Below are 23,433 nucleotides of genomic sequence, written 5' to 3' on the forward strand. Positions count from 1 at the left end.
CGTATTCACATTGCCGTTTTACGTTGATGACAGATAACAATAAGTGTGGTCGAAGTGTGGTCGTAAATTCCAAATCACAGGAATCGACCACACGTGTAAGAGTTTGACTGATAACATGATGCAGACATCTGTGGTCGTGTGGTCGAAATTTTATAAAAACTCAAATAACTATATGCTGATGCGCTAACCGTATTTACTCAATATCCATCAATTTTTCGTTTTTGGAATATTGCACAACTATACACTATTCACAATATGCTACGCAGCGTAGCAGAATATTTCAAGAAAACATGCATTTGCAATAGGTTGATGGCAAAGTGGTGTTCGATAACCTAACGTTCGCGAATACCATTGGTACTTAAAAAACACTAAATATTGAGCATGATAAGCTCTGATGTAACAGGTTTGTAATATGCAATGAGTAACTTTGCGCTTTCTAAATGATAAAATGAGAAACAAATGGTAATGACAGAAACTATGTTCTTGGTAGGATTCGTGGCATTCATAGCCGCTATTCTCCTGCTTGATATGTTTGTAATCGACAGAAAAGCTCACGTGGTGTCTATTCGCGAGGCAACAGTATGGACTTTTGTGTGGATTGGTTTGGCACTTTTGTTCGCTGTGTTTTTGTGGTTTCATGGCGACATGGTGCATGGCATAGAGAATTTTAATGACCTACAGACGGTTGCTTCGAAGTATGCATCACACCTGAAACTCCATCCCGACGATTTTGAAATGAGTTTGCAGCAATACCGACATTACATGACGGTATCATACATTTCTGGTTATCTGATAGAAAAGACGCTATCTGTTGACAACCTGTTTGTCATGATGATGATATTCACATCGTTTGGAGTTGGGAAAAATGAGTATCAGCATGTATTAAACTGGGGAATACTCGGTGCCATTGTATTGCGCTTTGTGTTTATCTTCCTCGGTTCTGCCATTATCAGTCGCTTCGACTGGGTATTGCTCGTCTTTGGCGTAGTGCTTGTGTATAGTGGTGTGAAGATGTATCTCAATCGGAACGACAAGGCGGAAATGAACGTGGAAAAGCATCCGCTCGTACGTCTGCTGTCAAAGACCGGACGCATACATACTCAGTTTGAAGGAGATAAGTTCTTTGTGCGACGAGCAGGACGACTCTTGCTCACTCCGCTGTTTGTCACGGTACTCGTTATTGAGTTTAGCGACTTGATATTTGCTTTCGACAGCATTCCTGCTATATTCTCTGTATCGCTTGATCCCTACGTGGTGTTCTTCTCTAATATTTTTGCCATACTTGGATTGCGTGCCATGTTTTTCCTACTGGCAGCCATATCCGATAAATTCAGATACCTGAAATTGGGAGTATGTGTGCTCTTGGTGTTTATTGGTGTAAAAATGCTTATCCATGAGTATGTGGAGATAGATGCCGTGGCATCTCTTGTGTTCATACTGGGAGTATTGGGAATAAGTATAGGTGCTTCACTTTTTGCGAAGAAGTCATAGTAGTCACCATAAACGTCAGGTATAAATCGTCTGATTATAAAGATTCAGCCCGACCGTTGATACTGCTCCTATAGGCAGAACAACGGTCGGGCTGGATATTGTTACGTTACTGAATACGCCTGTGGACTTGTCAGAATGTTGTTGACAACGGGCTGTTTACTCTTCCATCAACTTGCGGTAACGGCCTTTCTTGATTTCGGTGTCACCCAAGCGGCGGGCTTTGTTGATTTCGTATTCCGAATAACTGCCCTCAAAGAAGAATACTTCGCCATTGCCCTCAAAGGCCAAAATGTGTGTACAGATACGGTCCAGGAACCAACGGTCGTGGCTGATAACTACGGCACAACCTGCAAATGTCTCCAAACCTTCCTCCAAAGCACGGAGTGTGTTCACGTCGATATCGTTGGTAGGCTCGTCGAGCAACAGCACGTTACCCTCTTGTTTCAATGCCAAAGCCAATTGCAGACGGTTGCGTTCACCACCAGACAATACGCTACACAGCTTGCTCTGGTCAGTACCAGAGAAGTTGAAACGGGAAATATAAGCTCGTGCATTCACATCGCGACCGCCCAGACGCAACGTTTCGTTGCCTTGCGAGATAACCTCATAGACGGTCTTTTTCGGATCGATATCCTTGTGTTGCTGGTCAACGTAAGCCAACTTCACGGTATCGCCCACTTCAAAGGTGCCGCCATCTGCTTGGTCGAGCCCCATAATCAAACGGAACAAGGTGGTCTTGCCGGCGCCGTTAGGACCGATGACGCCCACAATGCCGTTGGGAGGCAACATGAAATTGAGGTCGTTGAAGAGCACTTTCTCACCGAAAGCCTTCTTCACATGCACAGCTTCTATCACCTTATTGCCCAAACGGGGACCATTGGGAATGAATATCTCCAACTTGTCTTCACGCTCTTTCTGCTCTTGGTTCAGCATCTGCTCATAAGAGTTCAGACGCGCCTTACCCTTAGCCTGACGTGCCTTCGGGGCCATACGCACCCATTCCAATTCGCGTTCCAGAGTCTTGCGACGCTTGGAAGCAGTCTTTTCTTCCTGCTCCATGCGCTTAGTCTTCTGGTCAAGCCATGAAGAATAGTTACCCTTCCAGGGAATACCTTCGCCACGGTCAAGTTCAAGAATCCATTCGCTCACATCGTCAAGGAAGTAGCGGTCGTGGGTTACTGCTATCACAGTACCCTCATATTGCTGCAAATGCTGTTCGAGCCAATCGATGCTCTCGGCGTCAAGATGGTTGGTAGGCTCGTCGAGCAACAATACATCGGGTTTTTGGAGTAGCAAACGGCAGAGCGCCACACGGCGGCGCTCACCACCAGAGAGGTTGGTAACAGCCCAATCGCCTGGCGGACAATGTAAAGCATCCATAGCGCGTTCCAGTTTGGAGTCGATGTTCCAAGCATCTGTAGAGTCGATGATGTCCTGCACCTCGGCTTGTCGTTGCATCAGCTGGTCCATCTTGTCGGGGTCGCCATAGTACTCTTCCAGCCCGAACTTATTGTTGATATCCTCATATTCAGCGAGCGCATCATAGATGTGCTGTACACCTTCCATCACATTCTCCTTCACCGTTTTCTGTTCGTCAAGGGGAGGATCCTGTGGCAGATAGCCTACCGAATAACCAGGACTCCATACCACTTCACCACGTGAAGGCTGTTCGAGTCCGGCAATGATTTTCATCAGCGTAGATTTACCAGCACCATTCAGACCGATGATGCCAATCTTTGCGCCATAGAAGAACGATAAGTAGATGTCCTTCAGTATTTGTTTTTGGTTTTGTGGGATGATTTTCGACACTCCCACCATCGAAAAGATTATCTTCTTGTCGTCAACTGTTGCCATATTGATGTCGTGTTATTAGGGTTATTCCCACTCGATTGTTGCGGGTGGTTTTGACGAGATATCGTAGCAAACGCGGTTTACGCCCTTCACCTTATTGATAATCTCGGTAGATACTTTGGCCATGAAGTCGTAAGGCAGATGTGCCCAGTCGGCGGTCATGGCATCGGTAGATGTCACGGCACGCAGAGCAACAGGATGCTCATAGGTGCGCTCATCGCCCATTACTCCTACGGAACGAACCGTGGCAAGGAGAACGGCACCTGCCTGCCATACTTGGTCGTAGAGTGATACTTCTATCTCGCCATCGGTCATTTCGGCAGGTACTCCTGCTGCAAGCACACGGCGTGCTTCATCACCAGAGAGTTTGACCTTATAGTCGCGCAGACCGCGGATGAAGATATCGTCGGCATCCTGCAAGACGCGTACACGTTCGGGAGTGATGTCGCCCAGTATGCGCACAGCCAGTCCGGGACCAGGGAAAGGATGTCGGGTGATCAGGTGTTCGGGCATTCCCAACGAGCGTCCGACACGGCGTACTTCGTCCTTGAAGAGCCATTTCAGCGGTTCGCAGAGTGAGAGGTGCATCTCTTCAGGCAGTCCACCCACGTTATGGTGACTCTTGATGACCTTACCGGTGATGTTGAGCGATTCGATGCGGTCGGGATAGATAGTGCCTTGTGCAAGCCATTTGGCATCGGTAATCTTCTTAGCTTCGGCATTGAACACCTCAACGAAGTCGCGACCGATGATTTTGCGCTTTTGTTCGGGATCGGTAACGCCTGCCAAATCAGCAAAGAACTTCTCGCTGGCATCTACACCAATCACATTCAAGCCAAGCACCTTGTAGTCTTCCATCACCTGAGAGAACTCATTTTTGCGGAGCATACCATGATCGACAAAGATACAGGTCAGCTGATTGCCAATGGCACGATTGAGAAGTACGGCAGCAACGGATGAATCAACACCGCCAGAGAGACCGAGGATGACACGGTCGTTGCCAATCTGCTCTTTCAGTTCCTTAACTGTTGTCTCGATGTAGTTGTCGGCACTCCAGTCCTGACGGCCACCGCAAATATCAACCACGAAGTTTTTGAGCAACTGGGTGCCCTGAACCGAATGGAATACTTCGGGGTGGAACTGCACACCCATCACAGGCTGATGACCATCGTATGATCCCATCAATGTGGCATCGGAACAGTAATATGCTGCATTCTCTACAGTTTCGGTAGAGGCAACTACCTCTGAACCTGTTGGGATGGCGGTAATGGTATCGCCATGACTCATCCATACCTGAGAGTTGTTGTCGAAGCCTCGGAAGAGCGGACACTCCTTGTTGATGGTGGTAAGATTCTGTCGGCCATACTCGCGACTTCCTGCAGGCTCTACATTTCCGCCGTTGTTGTAGGAAATGAACTGTGCACCATAGCAGATGCCGAGCACCGGAAGGCGTCCCAGGAACTGTGTGAGATCGACCTTGAAAGCTTCGGGATCGTACACGCTGTAGGGGCTGCCGGCAAGAATCACTCCGATGACTTCTTGGTCATCCTGTGGAAACTTGTTGTATGGCAAAATCTCACAGAACGTGTCGAGTTCGCGCAGACGGCGAGCGATGAGCTGTGTCGTCTGACTTCCGAAGTCGAGGATAATGATTTTCTGTTGCATACAGTATTATTTATTATTGTTTAGAAATTTCTCTGCTTCATCCAGCGCATTGAGTTTGCCTACGTCGAGCACTTTCAAGTCAGACTTGACGCATCCGTATATATGTGCACGGTGGCATATGCTGAGATAGAAATCGATAATGCTGAATTTATCGGGGAAGCGTTCCATCAATCGGAACAGTCTGGGAGAGAAAGAATGAATGCCAGAGAAGGCATACATATTGAGCGGTTCGCCATGCTGTGAGAGTCCTGTGCGACGGATATATTCGTAGGGACTTTTGATTTCGCCAGTCTCTATATTCTTCCATCCCATCAGGCGCATGGCATTGTCGAAGAGCAGGTAACGCTTGGTTTTGCGTTCACTTACCAGCAATACTGCATCGTCTTCGTCGTTGTGTTGCCGGGCAAACCAGTCGTAACAGACATTGTCAAGGATATCTACGTTATGAATAAGGATGGGCGATTGCTCATCGTCGAAACATGTAGCAGCCTTTTTCAGTCCGCCTCCTGTATCGAGCAACATGTCGCTTTCATCGCTGATGCGAACCAGCGGAGCATAGTCCTGTTGCGCCACATGATCTATTATCATTTGTGCAAAATGATGCACGTTGACCACAAAGCGTTCGTAGCCTTGGGTCATCAGTCGGCGGATAATAAGATCGAGTAAAGGCACACCATTTACTGGCACCAATGCCTTAGGCATCGTGTCGGTCAAGGGCTTCAGTCGGGTTCCCAGTCCCGCTGCAAATATCATAGCCTGCTTCATTCTGCCTACAAAGGTACGAATAAGCGAGCGTAATACAAAGAAAAAACTCGATTTTTCTTTTATTACCGAGCGCAAGTACCTTCGACGCAAAGCGTCAGAGGTACGAATAAGCGAGCGTAATACAAAGAAAAAAACGCTTTCGGGCATGCTCGATCTCTTTATCTATGAAAGCAATGGCATCTAAGTATCGGTGTTCACGCAGGTGGTAAAGTGCTTTATTTGTAATGGTCTGGTAGTAGATGTTGGTCATGCCGTATTCTTCTGCTTTCGCCAAGAGTGGTTTCATTTACTTTTCCACGTTGGCAATATTGTTGGGTTGGAAGAATTCGTAGATGAAACGGACGTTGAGCGCATCTACTTCTGCCTGACGGTTGTGTGCGGCAATGGCCATTTGGTATAGGCTATCTGCCAAAGGCAGGCAACTGGCATTTCGTCTGTTGTTGTATGCGCGGACAAAGAGTTGGCGCATCTTTTTCTTGGCAATACTGTCGTTCGTTTGGGCATATATACAATTAGCCATACCGCTTGTCAGCAGTAATACCAATATTATGGTTATAATCTGTCTGAAGCCCATTCGACTATTATTGCAGATAATATTGGTCAATTTATTGGGCAAATTTACTAATAATATCTATGAACGACAAGTAAATGACAAAAAAAAAGTGCATATTATTTCTATCTTTGGTGTATATATGCAGTATGCTGTTTCTCTTTCGTGTTGTTTTCAATTTCAATTGATGTGATAATAAGCTGTTTGATACGATAGTTTTTACTTGTTAAAATCCAATACATGTTTTTCATATAGTATTCATTCGGGATGCATTCGGGATGTCTTCGGGATGTCTTCGAATTATGTTCAACGTAATATGTGCATTATATTTTCCAAATAAATCCCAAGAAACTCCCAAGTAAGTCCCAACTAACTCCCAAAAACGAACAGACAATTATGGGAATATGATGGGAGGTCAAAGGACGGAATGGGGAGGCAAGAAGATATTTGTCTATTTTGACAGCTGTGTATTTATACAAAAGACGCTGAAACATCCAGCCCATCAGCAGATGGCAGACCGCATGTTTCAGCATCTTTAAATAGAAGGTAGGGAATACTGTTTCCCTTTTTCATTTATTTCATATTGACCTTAATGGTCTTCAGATCTTTATCAGCACTTGACGTACCTACCATCAATTCGTATTGACCAGGTACTACACGCATACTATTGCTCTTCGCATCCCAACCTTCAAACTGATCACGGGGCAACGGAATGCTGACCTTTTGACTCTGACCAGCCTTGACCGATATTCGGCTATAAGCACGCAACGTTTTGAGCGGACCTTCTGTGTCGGCAGTACGGCGCAGATAAACCTGAACCACTTCCGTTCCATCCATCTTGCCGGTATTCTTCACATTTACCGTTACCACGCCGTTCTTATATTGTGGTTTGCCCACTTCAAAAGACGTATAACTCAGTCCATAGCCGAAGGGATAGAGCACTTCACCTTTGAAATAGCGGTAAGTACGACCAGTCATACGATAGTCGAGGAAGTCGGGCAGATCATCGGTACTGCGGTAGAACGTTATGGGCAGTTTTCCTGAAGGGTTCACTTCGCCCATCAGAATCTCTGCCATGGCTTCACCACCACGTTCTCCACCATACCATCCTTGAACAATCGCATCGCAGAGTGGCGCTTCTTCTGTTAGAGCGATGGCGCCGCCCGAACAGTTGATAAAGACCACACGTTTACCAGCTTTGTGCAACAGTTGCAATATCTGGCGCTGAACGGTAGGCAGATTGATGTCTGTACGGTCGCCACCCTTGAAACCTGGGTCGCTCACTTTCATCTCTTCGCCTTCAACTCGCGGAGAGATTCCACCAACGAAGACGACCGTTTCAGCATCGCCCACCTGTGCCAGAATCTCGTCAGCAGTAGGTGTTTGCTTTTTACAGATGTCAAACTGCATGGCTGCCATTCCGCCTTCCTGCACATAGTCTATCTGTATGCGATAGTGGTGTCCGGCTTTGACTTCAAGTTGTGGGGCAGCTTCCTGAATACGTTGACGCACCTTCCAAATATTGACCAGCGTATCGCCATTGACCATGACGCGCACTTTATCATCTGCTCCGACACGCAGCGTAAGCGTTTCATCGGTATCAGCAACAAACTGTCCGTCGTAACGAGCAGAGAACTGCTCCAGATTGACACCTGGCGCAAAGACCGTATTGCCGCCATTGCTCAGATTGATGGGTGTAGTAATCGTTACGGTATTGACGGGTGTACCTTCCATCTCGGTATTATTCCAATATGTGGCTTGCATTCCCTTATTGCCCAATGGAGCCTTCATGTGGTCGAAACGACTCTCATAGACTTCTGCACGAGTCAGACCGCAACCTTGCACATAACGCACATCGCCCAACTTTTGGCGCAGTCCCTGCAGCATGGTGACGGTCTTTGTGGCGCAACCACTATAGTTTCCCCACATCATGATAGAGTCGTTAGCATTCGGTCCCATGACTACGATGCGTTTAGCATTCTCTTTCTTCAAGGGCAGAATACCGTTGTTCTTCAGCAGAATAGTTCCTTCACGTGCCATTTGCAAAGCGAGTTGCTTATGTTCTTTCGAGGCAATAACGCTTGAAGGAATCTTGGTCCAACTCACCAAAGAGTCGGCATCAAAGTCTCCCAATCTGAAACGTGCCACCAACAGTCGGCGCAAACTGGTATTGATACGCTCTTCGCTAATGTCTCCTCGTTTTACGGCTTCAGGCAGATTGCGGTATTCAGAACCACATTCCAAGTCGGTACCAGACTCAACAGCCTGTGCTACAGCAGCCGGACGGTCGGCTGATACACCATGAAATCCTGGCAGGAAGTCGCGGATGGCACCACAGTCGCTGGTGATGAGACCATCGAATCCCCATTCGTCGCGAAGGATTTGTCGCTCATAACGGGCATTACCACAACAAGGCTGACCGTCGATACGTTGGTAGGCACACATCACTTCAGCCACCTTACCTTTCTGTACCAAAGCCTTGAAAGCTGGGAGATAGGTTTCCCAGAGGTCACGTTCTGGCAACTGCTGAATATCGAACGTGTGTCGATTCCATTCCGGACCACTATGCACAGCAAAGTGTTTGGCACATGCCAACAGTTTTGCATAACGTTCTTTCGACGGTTTTCCATCGAAGCTTTGACCTTGCAGTCCATTCACAACAGCAAGTCCCATACGTTCTGTCAGGTATGGATCCTCACCATAGGTTTCCTGTCCACGTCCCCAACGAGGGTCGCGATAAATATTAATATTGGGAGTCCAGAATGACAATCCTTGATAACGCGACACTTTACCGCTGTGTTTCGCTTCTTGATTTTTAGCACGTGCTTCGTCGCTCACAGCAGTAAAAACTTGGTAGAGCAATGCATCATCCCATGACGCAGCCATCATGGTGGTGATAGGAAATACCGTAACAAAGCCGTTACGGCCTATGCCATGAAGTGCTTCGTTCCACCATTGGAACGCCGGAATGCCCAATCGCGCAATAGCAGGTGACGTGTCCATCATTAGTTTAGCCTTCTCTTCAAGAGTCAGGCGTCCTAACAAATCATCGGCACGAACTTCTGCAGTAAGTGCAGGATTCTGATATGGTAAAGTCTGTGCTGTTGCATGCAGACTCAGCATTGCTGTTAGTGTCAGTAATGTCTTTTTCATCATGTTGTTATGTTTTTAGTTTAAGGTCTGTTACCAGCCCCTCATGAGTAATGTTGTTGAACCTATGTTAATTTTCTGTTTGTTAGTATTTGCTATAATCTATGTTCGTCCTTGTTGTTGTATAATCCTATTATATGCTGTTGCTTAGACGATAGCGTCTTAATGAAAAAACAGGGGCAGACCTTTCGACCTGCCCCTGTGGCATAGAGATATTAAGTATGTCTGTTATTTCAAGTCAGAAGCCTTGTAGATGACAGACTTCAGCTCTTTCACGGTTTTCACCTCTTCGCCCTCAGCATTTTTACTGGTGATTTGCTCTTCGAAAGCAAACTTCACGGTGAAGTCGCTCACGCCCTGAGAGGCAACAACAGGAGCGATAATCTTGGTAAAGATTTCGTTCTTATCGTTAGACAGAGCTACAGTTGCGTTGTAGTTACTCTCCATGTAAGCCTTGGTGCAATGAGAGAAATAGTGTGTTGCACCATGCTCCAGACCATAGGCTGCGTTGACAGCATCTTCGAATGCTGCAACACCTTCCTCGCTCAGGCTACCCTGGTTGTCGAGGGTTACCTCGCAACGATACCAGCCCATTGAGTCAACATCTGGATCAAGGTCTCTTGAACAGCTGCTGAAAGAGAGAGTCATAGCTACGGCAGCGAATGCTGCGGCTACATATTTCATAATTTTCATAGTCGTATGTATGTTTTAATGCTTTATTATTTCTTACCGTTTCTCAGACGAGGTGCACCAGCGCCGCTCTTATAGATAGCTGAGTTGAGCACTTTCTCAGTCTGCTGATAGTAGAGACCGTCGATACCCTTATCGGTATGGTGGTCAAGGTGACTTGGCTTAGCGCCTACGAAGTGCTGTGGGTTTGGCGATACCATCAAGTCTGTGGCCTTCAGTTCGGGATCGCAGTGAACCTTCAGCTCGTCAAGTCCTGCAGGATAGTAGGTGTCGAGTTCGTCCTTCCAAGTCTTCTGCCACTTACCTGGTGAGTTAGAAGTAGCGTTGAAGGCATTGTTGTTGAATGGCTGTCCGCCCTTCAGATAAGGATCGTTTGTGGTCCAGTTGTTGTAGATGTTGAATACAACCTTGCCACTTCCGTCACCACCCTGAATGTTACGAGCATCCCAACCGAGTGCATTCATAGCACGGTTCACGTCGTCAGCATCCTTGGTGTTAATCCAGATGTTGTCGTGAATGCTGGCTTCAGAGCCTCCAGGGATATAGCGAGTATTCATCCAAGCAGCCTTTGTAGAACGAGTCATGAAGTTCACGAAGGTGTTGTGGTGGATGTTGAGATTCCAACGTACAGAAGCATCCCATTTCAGGTTGCGGTTAGAGTCAGTAATCAAGCTACCCTTTGGACTATCGTAGAATACGTTGCCGCTGATTTCTACATTCTCCAGAATGTTTGACTTCGGCTTACCGTTGTGGTCAGCATGGATGTAGTTGTAACCACCACCGTTGTTGTCGTAGAATCCACTGTTATAGTGGCTGCAGTCAATCATCTTCAGGTTGTGGATATAGAAGTCGTTAGAACCCTGAATACGGAAGAATCCGCGGATAAGTCCCTGGAACGTACAGTTGTTCCATTCAAGGAGGGTTACATTGATACCCATACCGTTAGAGTACATGTTCATGAAGTAGTTACCTACAGCTTTTCCGTTTCCTTCCTGAGCATGACCATAGTTGGTAGCCATAGGAACGTCAAAGTCGAGATCCATGAAACGAATAGAGTCGATGTCAAGGGTAATGGTACTGTTCTCACCAGCATTAGGCTGACGACCCAACATGAAGTTACAGGTATTGACATTAGCACCAGTCTTGGTCATACCGCCGAGATATACTTTAGCGCGCTTACCCTGTGCAACATCCTCTGGGTTGGTGCGGAGTGTCATACCCTTGTAGATGTTGGGGTTGCTGGTGAAGTGGTAAGCCTTACCACCTTCCAGATAGAACACCTGGTTCTCTGCTACTGTTACATCGCTATTGTAGTTAGAGATGATGTTGTCGAGCTTCATGGAGTTGTATGACGAGATGTCATAGATGTTCATGTTCTCGCCAGTACCGATAGTATCCTTAGCAGTAGGCACGTGCTTGATGAGGATAGGAGCGCCTGGAGTACCCTTGGTACTCTTCATTACAGAGTTGTAGCAAGCGTCAACCTTTGCCTCGATCGAGCTATCCCATGCGTCGATGTTATAAACCGAGTTCTCAGACAGACCGTCGATAGTAAACTCAGCTACGTCGTTTACCCATGCTGACTCAGGAATATCGAAGTGCAGATAAGTGGGGTTGGTTGTAGCATTAGGAGTTGACTTCGAAGCGGTGAAGGTCAGATAGTCAATCTTCAGAACATTCTGGTCAGCATCTACAAAGTTGAAATGATCACGGAAGATTTTCTTCTTATCATCAGAATACTTGCTGATGTTGCGGTCCAGACGTACCACCATAGAAGTCTTGGTGATGTTTAATGTCTGGATAACGAAAGGTACATCATAACGGACACCAGTCTGCATGCCGAAGTAATCAGCCCATTCTGTACCGTGACCATAACCATACCAGTCAGAGTTTTTAGGGTCAGTCTTCCAACTGTCGTTGTTAGCATCGTATGAGTGGAGTGCACGGATAGCGAAACGGTAGTCGGTCTGATAGCTCAGGTTCTTGATCACCAAATCAAACTGCTTAGGATCAGTCACTACCACGTGACCTGCCAGTTCCTTGCCGTCAACACCAGCCTCGGTGTCGATCCATGCCTGTTCACCATTTGCCACATAGTTCTGAATCGCCCATTTGATTTCATAGGCCACAGCATCATCTACGGTGTACCAGTAGAGGTGTGCTGTGTTCAAATCGGTAATCGCGCAGTTGTAGGGATCGGTAGAACCCTTACCGGTGTTGTTGTCCGTGCGGAATGCCGGACGGAACAGCTTATCACGGTTTGCCGATTCGCTGATGTCATCGTCCTTACAAGAGAATATGGACAGCGTAGCCATCAGCATCATTGAATATATGAATAATTTTTTCATTGTCTTTTAGTCTTTCTTATGTTAATAAGGAATTACTGCTTAGAAACCGTAATAGTTCTTGTAGCGTCCGTCAGAGCGAGCAATGGCTTCCTGTGGATAAGGGAGCAAGTAGCGTACTGCGGGCAACTGCTGTACGGTAGCCTCAGGATTCTGGGTATCAATATCGAAGTTGACCACAGCACCGTTGTTCACAATCTTGATGCTTCCATCCTCATCGCCACGGATGTAACCGAAGAGGGAGTAGAGTACTTCGTTCTTGAGCACACCTTCTTTCGACCAGATGTTTTCGCTGTTACCCCAAGCCACATCATTGGCTGATGATGTCTGACCCGTGATAGCTCTTGCCGAAACAGGCTCGTAAGGCAGACCGAGGTTTGCGAAATAGTCTTCAGGTTTGCTGCTGGGCTGTACGTCTGGCGTCCAAGGATTGACGATGTACAGCATGTAGAGGTTGCTGTTGGGGAAGTTGGCGTCGCCAGTATTCTTCACATATACATAATAGATGTTGGTCATAGCCGAGATATTGGCATAGTCAATACCATCGTGCTCGCTGATCATATCAATGTAAGGTGAACCTGTTGACTGGTCTTCTGCTACACCGTAGTAAGCCAAGAAGGTGTAGAAAATCTGCTCTGAGTAGAGGTTGTTGCGGACAAGATCCTTCCAACGCATGTTCTCACCAGCAAACTCAAACTTACGCTCGTCGAGCACAGCCTTGAGGAAGTCTTCCTTGGTAGCAGTCTGAGCAGAGGTCAGTTCATAGTTAACACCATTGTATGCACGACGGCGAACCTGGTTTACAGCGTCGATAGCTTCCTGTGTAGGAGCTCCGTTCACTTCGTTGTCAGCCTCAGCAAACATCAGCAACACGTCAGCATAGCGGATGTAGGCAAAGTTGATACCGGTGTTTCCGGTAGAAGCCTTACCGAGACCTACAGTGTTCCACAGCTTAGACCACTTGTTGTTATACATGGTGTAGCTGAAGTTGATAGCGGGCAGACCCTGGTTTGAGTAACCCCATGTACCGCAAACATAGTCGCGACGGGCGTCACCCTCTTTGAACATGTGGCGATAGAAACGAGTGGTGCGAACGTTACCGCTTGTAGAACCCCATGCTTGGTTAGAAAAGTCGGTTTCGTTGTTAGCGTCAACTTCGCTCTTGGGACCTTGAGCATAACCCCAAGCACCAGAGTAGTCCTTACCGAAGGGAATTTCGAAGATTGCATCGTCACCCTTAGTTGCAATGTGGTTGCACTCGTCAACGAATACATCGCGGAAGCTCTTGTTGAGTGAGTGACCGCCGGCATCAATAACCTTCTTGGCATAGTCGCGTGCAATCTGATAGTATTCCTTATAGTTAGAAGGACGAGTCATCTTGTAACCATTCACGTCGTTGGCATCGTGGTTCAATGAGTAACCACCAGCCTGCAAGGCGAGACGTGCAATCATGGCATAGGCAGCTTCCTTCGAGATGCGCTCGGGAGCGTCGAGGGTTGCGTCCTTGTCAGACTGCATCCATTCTGCAGCGTGACGGAGGTCGGCAATCAGCGAATCGCTGACAACCTGACGGTCTGTTACTTCAGGATAGAGATTGTTGGTCTCATAGGTAGCCTTGAAGGTGAAGGGGATATCGCCCCAGTAGGAGAGCAGTTCGTGATAGAACATTGCACGCATAACCTTGGCTTCACCCATCATCTGGGTCAGTTTGGTCACGTTGGGTACTTCCTCGGTTACCACACCGCCATTATCTTCGCCATCGGCAATTTCAGTTTTCATCTTCTCTTCATAGAGCTTGCTGTTCTTCAGGTTGAAGATGAATTCGTTGGCAGTTTCTACGCCTTTGTAAAGTGCATTCCAGAGGCTGTTGATGTTGCCGGCATCCGAACGCGTATCGAAACGTGCGGGTTTGTTGCCCGATGCAGTTTCGCTGGTGTTGGTAGAGAAGTCAACATCGCTGTTCAGCTGGAAATCCTTGTACAGATTATTACCGAAGGTGTTTCCAGAGAGAATCTGTGCATAAACACCATTCAGTGCAGTAGAAATCTCGCCTTCGTTGTTGTAGATGAACTCAGTGTTTGCTGATGTTGAGTCTGGATCTACATCAAGGAAATCGTCGCATGCTGTCAGCGACAACATGGCCATTCCACTGATAAATATCTTATTGAGTTTCATATTGATTTCAGTTTCTTAGGTTTGTATCTTTAGAATGTTACGTTGAGACCGAAAGAGAAGGTGCGTGAACGTGGGTAGCGGTTGTAGTCCATAGAAGGAGTCAGACCAGACTGCACGTCAACCTCGGGGTCGTAACCAGAGTAGCTGGTGAGGATGAAGAGGTTTGAAGCAGAAACGTAAGCACGGACTTTCTCGATACCAAACTTCTTGGTGATGAGGTTCGGCAGGGTGTAACCTACGGTAACGTCGGTGCAACGGAGGAATGAACCATCTTCTACGAAGTATGAGAACATCACGTTGTTGACTACGTCTGCAGGGTTCCACAGGCTTGCATTAGCATTCAGATTCTTGTAGAGTCCCAGTGCACCGTTGATATAGACGTTTTTGTAGAGTGTCTCACCGGTGATGTTGTGACCATCGTTGTTAACAAATCCCTCTGGGGCGGTATAACGCCAACGCTTGTCAGCAAACTTAGAATCTACGTTGAAGAAGTTGTACTGGCTTGATGATGATGATGACATAGCGAATGCTGTGGCATTATATACATCAAAGTCGAGCATGTAAGTGAAGTTGGCTGTGAAGTCGAAGCTCTTCCACTGACCTGACAAACCGAAACCACCTTGCCATTTGGGGTTGGTGTTACCGATTACGGTCATATCCTTCTGGTCGATCTGACCGTCACCATTGAGGTCTTTCAGCTTGATCTTACCGGGCAGAGTAGAGTAACCTGAGTTAGATGAGCTGAAGATACCGTTACCGGTGTTATTCTCGTAACCGTCGGTAACAGTACCGCCGATGAGCATGCCGTTGAGTGTAGCTTTGTTGTTAGGAGTGGCCTCGTAAGAGGCTGTTTCAGGATAGGTAAATTCATCCCAGTTGTAGAGTCCGTCATATACGAAACCGTAGAACAGACCGAGTTCACCACCTACCTGCATCACGTAGTCATTTTCGATAGATGACTTCCATTTACCAGCAGTATTATAAAGCGGAGTGTTACCGTCAGAAGCATTCAGCTTCTTGATGGTCATCTTGTTGTGACCGAGAGTGAAGTTACCGCTTACCACATAGTCTTTACCACGTACGATGTCGCCGTTGACGGTGAGTTCCCAACCGTTGTTGGCTACCTTACCGATGTTCTGCATCTGCTTCTGGTATCCTGATACGCCAGGAATAGTAGAATTGTAGAGCAGGTCACGTGTGGTATTCCAATAGATTTCAGGAGTGATGCTCAGACGTCCACCGAAGAGTGAGATGTCCATAGCAAGGTTGCGGGTGATCGTAGTTTCCCACTTGATGTCCTTGTTAGGATAGTTACCTGGAGCACCATAGTAGAGTTCACCACCTACAGTAGCCTCACCGAAAGCGGGACCGCCAGTAGCATTGGTGGTGTAGAGATAGCGCCAGAGGTCGTCAGCGATATTGTTGTTACCGGCGAGACCGAAGGCAGCGCGGAGTTTCAACTGATCAATCCATTTCACATCTTTCAGGAATTTCTCCTTATTGATCACCCATGCACCAGAGATAGAGGGGAAGTAGCCCCACTGGTTGCCGGGAGCAAACTTGGTAGAACCGTCAGCACGGAAGGTACCTGAGATCAGATATTTGTGCTGGTAGTTGTATGAAACCTGACCGAAGAACGATGCTGTGCGGTTGGCAGTAGAACGCTTGGTGTAGGTCTGTTCAGCATAGGGCTGACCGAGTGCCATATTGTTGAGGGCTGTTTCTGCATCGATGTTTTGATCGAAGAGGTGGGCAGCCTGCTGGTTTGCCTTATACTGTGAGTGATAGATCTCCTGACCCAAGAGGAACGACAAGTTGTGCTTATCCTGGAGAGTCAAGTCGTAAGAAGCGGTATTGGTCCAAGTGTATGACTCAGAGTTTCTCTTGTAGAGCATGGCAACAGGCTTATTGTTGTTGATGGCAGCTTTTGCCATACCGGTCTGCCAGCCATAGAAACGTTCAGTATCGCTGAATCCGAGTGTGTAGTTACCCTCACTGCGCAGAACGAGACCCTTGATGGGAGACCACTTCAGTGCAAACTGGTTGGTGATGGTGTAACCATGCTTCTTCTGGGTGTTGGTTTGGATATCGTTGACAGGGTTTGTCAGACGGAAGTTGCTGGCATCAGCCTCATTTTCCATCTCTTCGTATGAACCCCACTCACGCAGACCTGCTGTAGGACGGTAGCGCAATACGTCGATGAGACCACCTGAACCGATGTTGTCACCACCTGCACCTTCGTCACGACGATAGCTGATCTTAGGATTGTAGGTGAACTCAAGGTTCTTGGTAATCTTGGTATTGAGCTTGAGGTTGATGTTGGTACGACGTACGCCTGAACCGAGGATAATACCCTTATCTTCTGACTGAGTCAGTGAGAGGTTGAAACGTGTAGTCTCGTTACCACCACCGATGGTCACGTTGCTGGAGTAGTTGACGGGGTGGTTGCCCAAAACCTCATCCTGCCAGTCGCGGGTAGCCTCGTTGCGATAGAGAGAAATGTCCTTAGGGTTACCGAAGTTGCCACGGAAAGGCTTAGCCCATGAAGAGCGGTTGCCGTTAGCAGCAGCACGGTCATACTGATAGTCAACAAATTCGAAGGTGTTCATCTGGCTCATAGAGCGTGCCAATGAAGATACGCTGAGACGTCCGTTGAACGACACCTGAACCTTACCTGTCTTAGCAGATTTAGTAGTAACTACAACAACACCGTTACCACCCTTCGCACCATAGATAGCGGTCAGAGAAGCATCTTTCAACACGTCGATTGAAGCGATATCCGTGGGAGGAATATCATTGATGTTGTCAACCTGGAAACCATCGACGATGAACAGTGGCTGGTTGCTCTGAGTTACAGACGTGGCTCCACGAACGCGGATGTTGATGTCGGCACCTGGCTGACCATCGACTGTTGTAATCTGCACACCGGCAATCTTACCCTGAAGGGCTTCGGCTGCTGATGATACAGGAACCACTGCCAGTTTCGCACCGCTTACCGAACCGACCGAACCGGTCAGGTCTTTACGTGCTTTACTGGTGTAACCCACAACGACCACCTCATCAAGGGCGGCGTTGTCGTCCTGGAGGACGATTTTCAGATTGCTACCTGCTGCAACTTCCTGAGTCACCATACCGATGTATGAGATGACCAGCTTCTTCGAGGCAGGCACCTTGATGGTGAAGTTACCGTCGAAGTCAGTTACGGCTGCATTCTTAGGATTTCCCTTTTCTACTACGGTTGCACCAATAACGGCTTCGCCATTGGAGTCTGTGACTGTACCCTTAGCGACGGTCTGTGCATAAGCATTACCGACGATCAAGAGCATACACAGAACAAGTACCGTGCGTGAAATACTCTTAAAATAAACAGACATAAAATTAGTAGTTTTGAAAATTAGTAATATTTTTGATGTTGTTTGTTTGCAAAGTTACTTAAAATTTATTAAAACCCACCTAAAAAAGGTGAAATGTTCCACGTAAACGTTTACATTGGAATTGTTGCTTCCAATGATATTGGGTGGAAGTCGGTTTCCGTATTGGTCCCCCATCAGCACTCTGGAGCGATGAGTTTCGCTCCAGAGACTTGATGGGATTTGAGGGCAAAAGGATTTTCCCATAGATGCTGTTGATGTGTATATAATTGTCAGTAGTTTGATGATGCAAAGATACTACTTTCTTTTCGTTGCTGATAAATATTCATCGCATTATTACACGTAAACGTTTTCGCTAATTGTTGCAGGTACAGGCTGTGCTTGAAGTAGTTTTATAGGAGGTATTACAAAAAGGATCATTCGTGTTCTTTATATATATTATAATGTATACGCACGCACACGCGCACACGCGAATCTCTTAAATTGTTAACACCGAACACCAATATGGCACCATCCTACAGTTATTTTAGTTTTCAAGAAAATTTCGACCACACGACCACAGATATCCGCATCACGCTATCCTTCAACATCTTACAGGTGTGGTCGATTCCTAAAAATCGGGATTTTCGACCACACTTCGACCACCAGTGCAACGATGTGATGTACACGAATCAGCCTAAAGAATGATGCTTTTCAATGTGGAATTACTATTGTTTTCGGCAAAAGAGCAGAGCTGAGTTACTTTTGTCCTTTCAGGACGTGGTTGATTATGTGCATTCATATCCGCAGGGCGATGCCCTGGGCTAAGGAAACCATTGGGCTTTCAGCCCGCCTTTGCTTGTTTGGTTATTAACACATCTTTAGTTGTTGGGTATTAGCCCGTCTTTAGTTGTTGGGGATTAGCCCGTCTTTAGTCGCTGGGTTACTAACGCCCCGAATGGGGCAAAATCTTCATAGCCCAGGGTAACACCCTGGGGTGTATGATTTTATTTAGCCTACGTCCTGTAAGGACAAAAGTAAAGCGTGATCCTATTTTCCTTATAAAATACTATCGTTTATCAGCACTTTGACAAGCCTTGATAACACCTTTATCAAATATTGGATAACACCTTTATCAAATATTAGATAACACTTTCATCAAACGTTGGATAATACTCTTATCAAACGTTGGATAATACCTTTATCAAACGTTGAAAACAATTTTACCAAACGTTGGGCAACACTTTTGCCACACGTTGGGCAACACTTTTGCCAAACGTTGGGCAACACTTTTGCCAAACGTTGGGTAACACTTTTGCCAAACGTTGGGTAACACTTTTGCCAAACGTTGGGTAATACCTTGACAAAACACTTTCTCCTAAATATCGATCAGTTTATGATAAGCATTTTCGTTAAGCCAAATAACGCAAGTTGGTGGTCGATTGATGGTCGACACTTCAGTTTCGACCACAGTATAAAGCACTGACCGACAACATGATACACTCATCTGTGGTCGTGTGGTCGAAATTTTCTTAAAACTATATTTTATGTTTGCCATCCGAGAATTGTGTTGTAGCAAACTGAATTATTCTTTCATCATCATCTTACAAATACGATCTTGGAAGAGGCGAGACTCGGCTACTGGAGAGTCAACATTGATGATGGAGAAAATGTACCAATGGTCATCAGCAGCAAGAAGATAACCGCAAAGTGACGATGCACCATAGGTGGTCATAGTGCCTGTTTTACAAAATAAACGACCTTTGTAGTCGGGATGGCTCATACGGGTAAGAAGCGAACCGCGTCGCTCGCCACCTACAGTGGATGCCAAAGCCTCATCAATAAAGAAATCCTTCAACTGCTTGTCACCATAAGCATAGCGCAGCATATCAACAAGAACAGAGGCTGACAGACGATTTTCGGGCGACAGTCCTGAACCGTCGTGAAAGACAAGACGCGTTGAAACACTATCGAGCACTTGTGTTTTCTCTCTCCAGAAAGTTTCGGCATAATGTTTTGCATCCCAATTCATACGACGGTTGGGCATCAATCCCTGCTTCCAGTCAAGATGATAGAACACAGCATCTGCCTTAATATTGCTGCTATGGATGAGCATGGGAGTGATGACATCGCGAAGCAGATGGGATGAGGTGGCAACATAATGATACTTGCCACCACCGAAACGACCCTTTGAACGTCTTGCATTGACCGTTTTATCATTGCGTACGGTCACTCCATTCATACGCATAGAGGCTCGGAAGGTGCGATCCACATAGCGCTTGCCACGGAGAAGAAGTGGAGTCCGGTTGTAAGGTATATCCCATGCTTTCGCCGTAGGATGCGGACGCAGCGTATCTTCTCGTGCCAAAGTGATATACACATTGCCACGAACATGACGGATTCCCCTACTCTGCATCTTCTTGATGAGTGGATCAAAACTCTCCATGAGTGGGTCATCATCGGCCATCAGAAGGAGATTACCCACAAGGGTGTCACGCTTCATCTCTCCCATGGCGAGGATGTGTTCACGATATTGGTGGTTCATGCCTAAAGTCTTGAGCGCAGCAATAGCGGTGGAAATCTTCATACATGAGGCAGGTATAAAGCTTTCCGTATCATGATATCTATAGACATAGCGTTGGGTGGTGGCGTCAAAAACAGAGACGGCAATCTTGTTGGTGTCTAGTCGCAACGGTTTGTGCATCAGACTGTCCAAACGGTGTTGCATCCTTTCGTCACATGCAAGCATCTCTGGTGTCACATGCAGCGTAGGCTTCTCTTCCTGTACTGGCTCGTCTGCACTTAACCAACTAAAGAATGCAACAAGCGCTACTATGATATAATAAATGACTGTGATAACCGCAGCAAGGAAGAGCAACAACAATGCTACCCTTCCTTTGCGAATGCGTCTTCTACGTTTTTTTTCCATCTTGTATAAGCCCCACTTAAGTGCGGTCTTTAGCTATGATTCCCCCACCCCACAGGGGTAAAGGGGAATCGTTCATTCATTTCAATATAATTCTGGTGTTCAAGAAATAATCTCGTTGGCACGAGTAAGTGCCAAGTCGATATGGCTGCAGATATTCTCCTTGCCCAACAATTTCTCAAAATTGTTGCGGCGCAACACGGCTTCAACCTTGGGATTGACGCCCGACAACACGACAGTGATACCTTCCTTCTGGCTCATCAAACACATGTTCTCCAAGTTGTGAAGACCGGTAGAGTCGATAAACGGCACCTTACGCATGCGGATGATGCGCACTTTGGGTCGGTCGTTATAGCTCGACATGATATCCTCGAAGCGGTTACCTGCACCGAAGAAGTAGGGACCGTTAATCTCATACACCTCCACTCCTTCAGGAATAGTCAGGTGGATAAGGTCGCCACGCTCCATGTCTGCATCCTCGTTGAGGTCGATTTCATCGTAGATAGCTGTCACATCGGTAGCTTCTGATACACGTTTCATAAAGAGCAGACATGCACAGATAAGGCCAAATTCAATAGCAACGGTAAGATCGAATATGATGGTAAGGAAGAATGTGAGCAACAATACGGTAACATCGCTCTTCGGATTGCGCAACATAGCAAGGAAGGAACGCCAACCACTCATATTATAGGATACCACCACCAATACTCCTGCCAAACAAGCCATCGGAATGTATTGTGCCAAGGGCATGAGGAAAAGGAAGATGAGCAACAACACTACGGCATGTACAATACCGGCTACGGGGGTACGTCCACCGTTGTTGATGTTGGTCATCGTGCGTGCAATGGCACCAGTAGCGGGAATACCGCCAAAGAGTGGCGATGCAATATTAGCCAATCCCTGACCTATCAATTCGGTATTGGAGTTATGATGATCACCTATCACACCATCTGCCACTGTAGCAGACAGCAACGATTCGATGGCTCCCAACACAGCGATTGTCACTGCCGGACCTACCAATCCCTTAATGGTTTCCCATGAAAGGGCGGGCAACGTGGCTTCGGGCAGTTCGGAATGGATGCTAAAGCGGTCGCCAATAGTTTCTATGGTGGTCACACCGGCATACTGTTTGAGCAACAAGGCTGCCACAGTGATGATAATAATTGCCACCAATGAACCCGGCACCTTCTTGCTCACACGCGGTGTGAGTGCGATGATAATGACACTTGCCACACCCATCACGGTGCTCCAAAGGTCGATATTCGCTATATTATTAATATATGCCACCCATTTTTCCATGAAGTCGGCAGGTACAGTAGTCATCTGCATACCTAACAAATCCTTTACCTGAGTGGTGAAAATGGTAACGGCGATACCACTGGTGAAGCCCACAACAATAGGATAAGGTATATATTTGATGATGGTTCCCAATCGCAATACACCGAGAAGTATCAGAAACACACCTGCCATCAGTGTGGCAATGGTCAGACCCTGCATACCATATTGCTGAATGATGCCATAGACGATGATGATGAAAGCACCTGTAGGACCGCCAATCTGAACCTTGCTACCACCGAAAAGCGAGCAGAACAGTCCGGCAACAATGGCAGTGATGATACCCTTCTCTGGTGAGACACCACTGGCTATACCAAAAGCAATCGCCAATGGCAAAGCTACTATACCAACTATTAGTCCCGCCATAACGTCGGCGACAAACGTCTTTTTGTCGTAATGTGCAATAGCCGAAAAGAACTTCGGCTTAAAATCCAATGTTTTTATCATTATTATACTGAAAACAAAAATAATAAGGTGACGCCGTGACGGGTGTCACCTTATTAATAAATAAGTGATACTTAAAGTTACTTGTTTTTGAGCAAATCACGTATCTCAGCAAGAAGTTCTTCCTGAGTAGGACCAGCAGGAGCTGCAGGCTGTTCGGGCTCTGCCTTTTTGCGGTTGAACTTATTGATACCTTTAAGCATCAGGAAGATACAGAAAGCAATAATCAAGAAGTCAATGACATTCTGTACAAACATGCCATACTTCACCTCAGCATCAACAACCTTAATCGACAGTGCAGAGAAATCAACACCACCAGTGAGCACACCAATGATAGGCATCAACACATTGTCAACCAGACTTGAAACGATCTTTCCGAATGCACCGCCGATGATAACGCCGACAGCCATGTCCAACACGTTCCCCTTCATGGCAAACTCTTTGAATTCACTAATAAAACTCATAACTGTTTCCTTTTTTTAATTATATGTTACACGAGTGATTTAAATATTCATTCTGCAAACTCCAAGTGGCAAACACCACACTTTTGTCACCTGTAATTGTGTTAAAGTCTCATCTTTTAACTTTATTAAAAGAATTAACTTCCATTTCTTCTGCAAAATTAGATATTTTTTTGTAACTTTGTGCCCGAAAACAGGAAAAAGTGACTTTTGTGCCACATTTTTCAACCTTGAT

General features: G+C 46.5%; 15 protein-coding genes. 2 read left to right on the forward strand and 13 right to left on the reverse strand.

The window, feature by feature from the left end; genetic code table 11:
- Positions 1-459: 459 nt before the first annotated feature.
- The gene (locus CIK90_RS13805) at positions 460-1,491 is read left to right on the forward strand and encodes a TerC/Alx family metal homeostasis membrane protein (protein ID WP_094436473.1); all 1,032 of its coding nucleotides are present in this window, start codon (positions 460-462) and stop codon (positions 1,489-1,491) included.
- Between the two features lie 156 nt (positions 1,492-1,647).
- On the opposite strand, the gene ettA is transcribed toward CIK90_RS13805, so the two are convergent.
- The 5 genes from ettA to CIK90_RS13830 form a co-directional block, all read right to left on the reverse strand.
- Complete coding sequence (ettA, locus tag CIK90_RS13810) at positions 1,648-3,345, reverse strand: energy-dependent translational throttle protein EttA (protein ID WP_094436475.1); 1,698 nt, start codon at positions 3,343-3,345, stop codon at positions 1,648-1,650.
- 21 nt (positions 3,346-3,366) lie between these two features.
- A complete protein-coding gene (guaA, locus tag CIK90_RS13815) occupies positions 3,367-5,007 on the reverse strand; it encodes a glutamine-hydrolyzing GMP synthase (protein WP_094465911.1) in 1,641 nt (546 codons plus the stop codon).
- Between the two features lie 6 nt (positions 5,008-5,013).
- The gene (locus CIK90_RS13820) at positions 5,014-5,772 is read right to left on the reverse strand and encodes a nucleotidyltransferase family protein (RefSeq protein ID WP_094390122.1); all 759 of its coding nucleotides are present in this window, start codon (positions 5,770-5,772) and stop codon (positions 5,014-5,016) included.
- Positions 5,773-5,866: 94 nt separating this feature from the next.
- Entirely contained in the window at positions 5,867-6,058 is a 192-nt protein-coding gene (locus CIK90_RS13825) for a hypothetical protein (protein ID WP_094390123.1), read from the reverse strand.
- The gene (locus CIK90_RS13830; protein ID WP_144007299.1) at positions 6,059-6,292 is read right to left on the reverse strand and encodes a hypothetical protein; all 234 of its coding nucleotides are present in this window, start codon (positions 6,290-6,292) and stop codon (positions 6,059-6,061) included. It abuts the gene before it with no gap.
- A 434-nt stretch (positions 6,293-6,726) separates the two neighbouring features.
- On the opposite strand from CIK90_RS13830, the gene CIK90_RS14585 reads away from it, so the two are divergent.
- Complete coding sequence (locus CIK90_RS14585) at positions 6,727-6,861, forward strand: hypothetical protein (protein WP_256387363.1); 135 nt, start codon at positions 6,727-6,729, stop codon at positions 6,859-6,861.
- 34 nt (positions 6,862-6,895) lie between these two features.
- Here the strand turns inward: CIK90_RS14585 and xyl3A are convergent, their stop codons facing one another.
- The 8 genes from xyl3A to mscL form a co-directional block, all read right to left on the reverse strand.
- On the reverse strand, positions 6,896-9,478 hold the full coding sequence (gene xyl3A, locus CIK90_RS13835; RefSeq protein WP_173849356.1) for a xylan 1,4-beta-xylosidase: 2,583 nt from the start codon (positions 9,476-9,478) through the stop codon (positions 6,896-6,898).
- 222 nt (positions 9,479-9,700) lie between these two features.
- Positions 9,701-10,165, reverse strand: coding sequence for a hypothetical protein (locus CIK90_RS13840; protein ID WP_144007300.1), 465 nt, complete (start codon positions 10,163-10,165; stop codon positions 9,701-9,703).
- Positions 10,166-10,191: 26 nt separating this feature from the next.
- Entirely contained in the window at positions 10,192-12,510 is a 2,319-nt protein-coding gene (locus tag CIK90_RS13845; RefSeq protein WP_094390126.1) for a hypothetical protein, read from the reverse strand.
- Positions 12,511-12,549: 39 nt separating this feature from the next.
- The gene (locus tag CIK90_RS13850) at positions 12,550-14,682 is read right to left on the reverse strand and encodes a RagB/SusD family nutrient uptake outer membrane protein (RefSeq protein WP_094390127.1); all 2,133 of its coding nucleotides are present in this window, start codon (positions 14,680-14,682) and stop codon (positions 12,550-12,552) included.
- A 29-nt stretch (positions 14,683-14,711) separates the two neighbouring features.
- A complete protein-coding gene (locus tag CIK90_RS13855; protein ID WP_254046371.1) occupies positions 14,712-18,008 on the reverse strand; it encodes a TonB-dependent receptor in 3,297 nt (1,098 codons plus the stop codon).
- A gap of 1,609 nt (positions 18,009-19,617) precedes the next feature.
- On the reverse strand, positions 19,618-20,961 hold the full coding sequence (locus CIK90_RS13860; protein WP_094439989.1) for a D-alanyl-D-alanine carboxypeptidase: 1,344 nt from the start codon (positions 20,959-20,961) through the stop codon (positions 19,618-19,620).
- A 99-nt stretch (positions 20,962-21,060) separates the two neighbouring features.
- Positions 21,061-22,737: a SulP family inorganic anion transporter gene (locus CIK90_RS13865; RefSeq protein ID WP_094436564.1), complete on the reverse strand. Its 1,677-nt coding sequence runs from the start codon at positions 22,735-22,737 to the stop codon at positions 21,061-21,063.
- 80 nt (positions 22,738-22,817) lie between these two features.
- Positions 22,818-23,201, reverse strand: coding sequence for a large-conductance mechanosensitive channel protein MscL (gene mscL, locus CIK90_RS13870; protein WP_094390130.1), 384 nt, complete (start codon positions 23,199-23,201; stop codon positions 22,818-22,820).
- Between the last annotated feature and the right edge of the window lie 232 nt (positions 23,202-23,433).

The sequence above is a fragment of the Prevotella sp. P5-126 genome (assembly GCF_002251185.1).
Lineage (GTDB): Bacteria > Bacteroidota > Bacteroidia > Bacteroidales > Bacteroidaceae > Prevotella.

Bases quoted from the DNA above. Each gene is read 5' to 3' on its own strand.
- CIK90_RS13830 (WP_144007299.1), bottom strand. From the start codon at position 6,292: ATGGCTAATTGTATATATGCCCAAACGAACGACAGTATTGCCAAGAAA.
- CIK90_RS13850 (WP_094390127.1), bottom strand. From the start codon at position 14,682: ATGAAACTCAATAAGATATTTATCAGTGGAATGGCCATGTTGTCGCTG.
- ettA (WP_094436475.1), bottom strand. From the start codon at position 3,345: ATGGCAACAGTTGACGACAAGAAGATAATCTTTTCGATGGTGGGAGTG.
- CIK90_RS13825 (WP_094390123.1), bottom strand. From the start codon at position 6,058: ATGAAACCACTCTTGGCGAAAGCAGAAGAATACGGCATGACCAACATC.
- CIK90_RS13860 (WP_094439989.1), bottom strand. From the start codon at position 20,961: ATGGAAAAAAAACGTAGAAGACGCATTCGCAAAGGAAGGGTAGCATTG.
- CIK90_RS13820 (WP_094390122.1), bottom strand. From the start codon at position 5,772: ATGAAGCAGGCTATGATATTTGCAGCGGGACTGGGAACCCGACTGAAG.
- CIK90_RS13840 (WP_144007300.1), bottom strand. From the start codon at position 10,165: ATGAAAATTATGAAATATGTAGCCGCAGCATTCGCTGCCGTAGCTATG.
- mscL (WP_094390130.1), bottom strand. From the start codon at position 23,201: ATGAGTTTTATTAGTGAATTCAAAGAGTTTGCCATGAAGGGGAACGTG.
- xyl3A (WP_173849356.1), bottom strand. From the start codon at position 9,478: ATGATGAAAAAGACATTACTGACACTAACAGCAATGCTGAGTCTGCAT.
- CIK90_RS13855 (WP_254046371.1), bottom strand. From the start codon at position 18,008: ATGCTCTTGATCGTCGGTAATGCTTATGCACAGACCGTCGCTAAGGGT.
- CIK90_RS13845 (WP_094390126.1), bottom strand. From the start codon at position 12,510: ATGAAAAAATTATTCATATATTCAATGATGCTGATGGCTACGCTGTCC.
- CIK90_RS14585 (WP_256387363.1), top strand. From the start codon at position 6,727: ATGATGGGAGGTCAAAGGACGGAATGGGGAGGCAAGAAGATATTTGTC.
- guaA (WP_094465911.1), bottom strand. From the start codon at position 5,007: ATGCAACAGAAAATCATTATCCTCGACTTCGGAAGTCAGACGACACAG.
- CIK90_RS13805 (WP_094436473.1), top strand. From the start codon at position 460: ATGGTAATGACAGAAACTATGTTCTTGGTAGGATTCGTGGCATTCATA.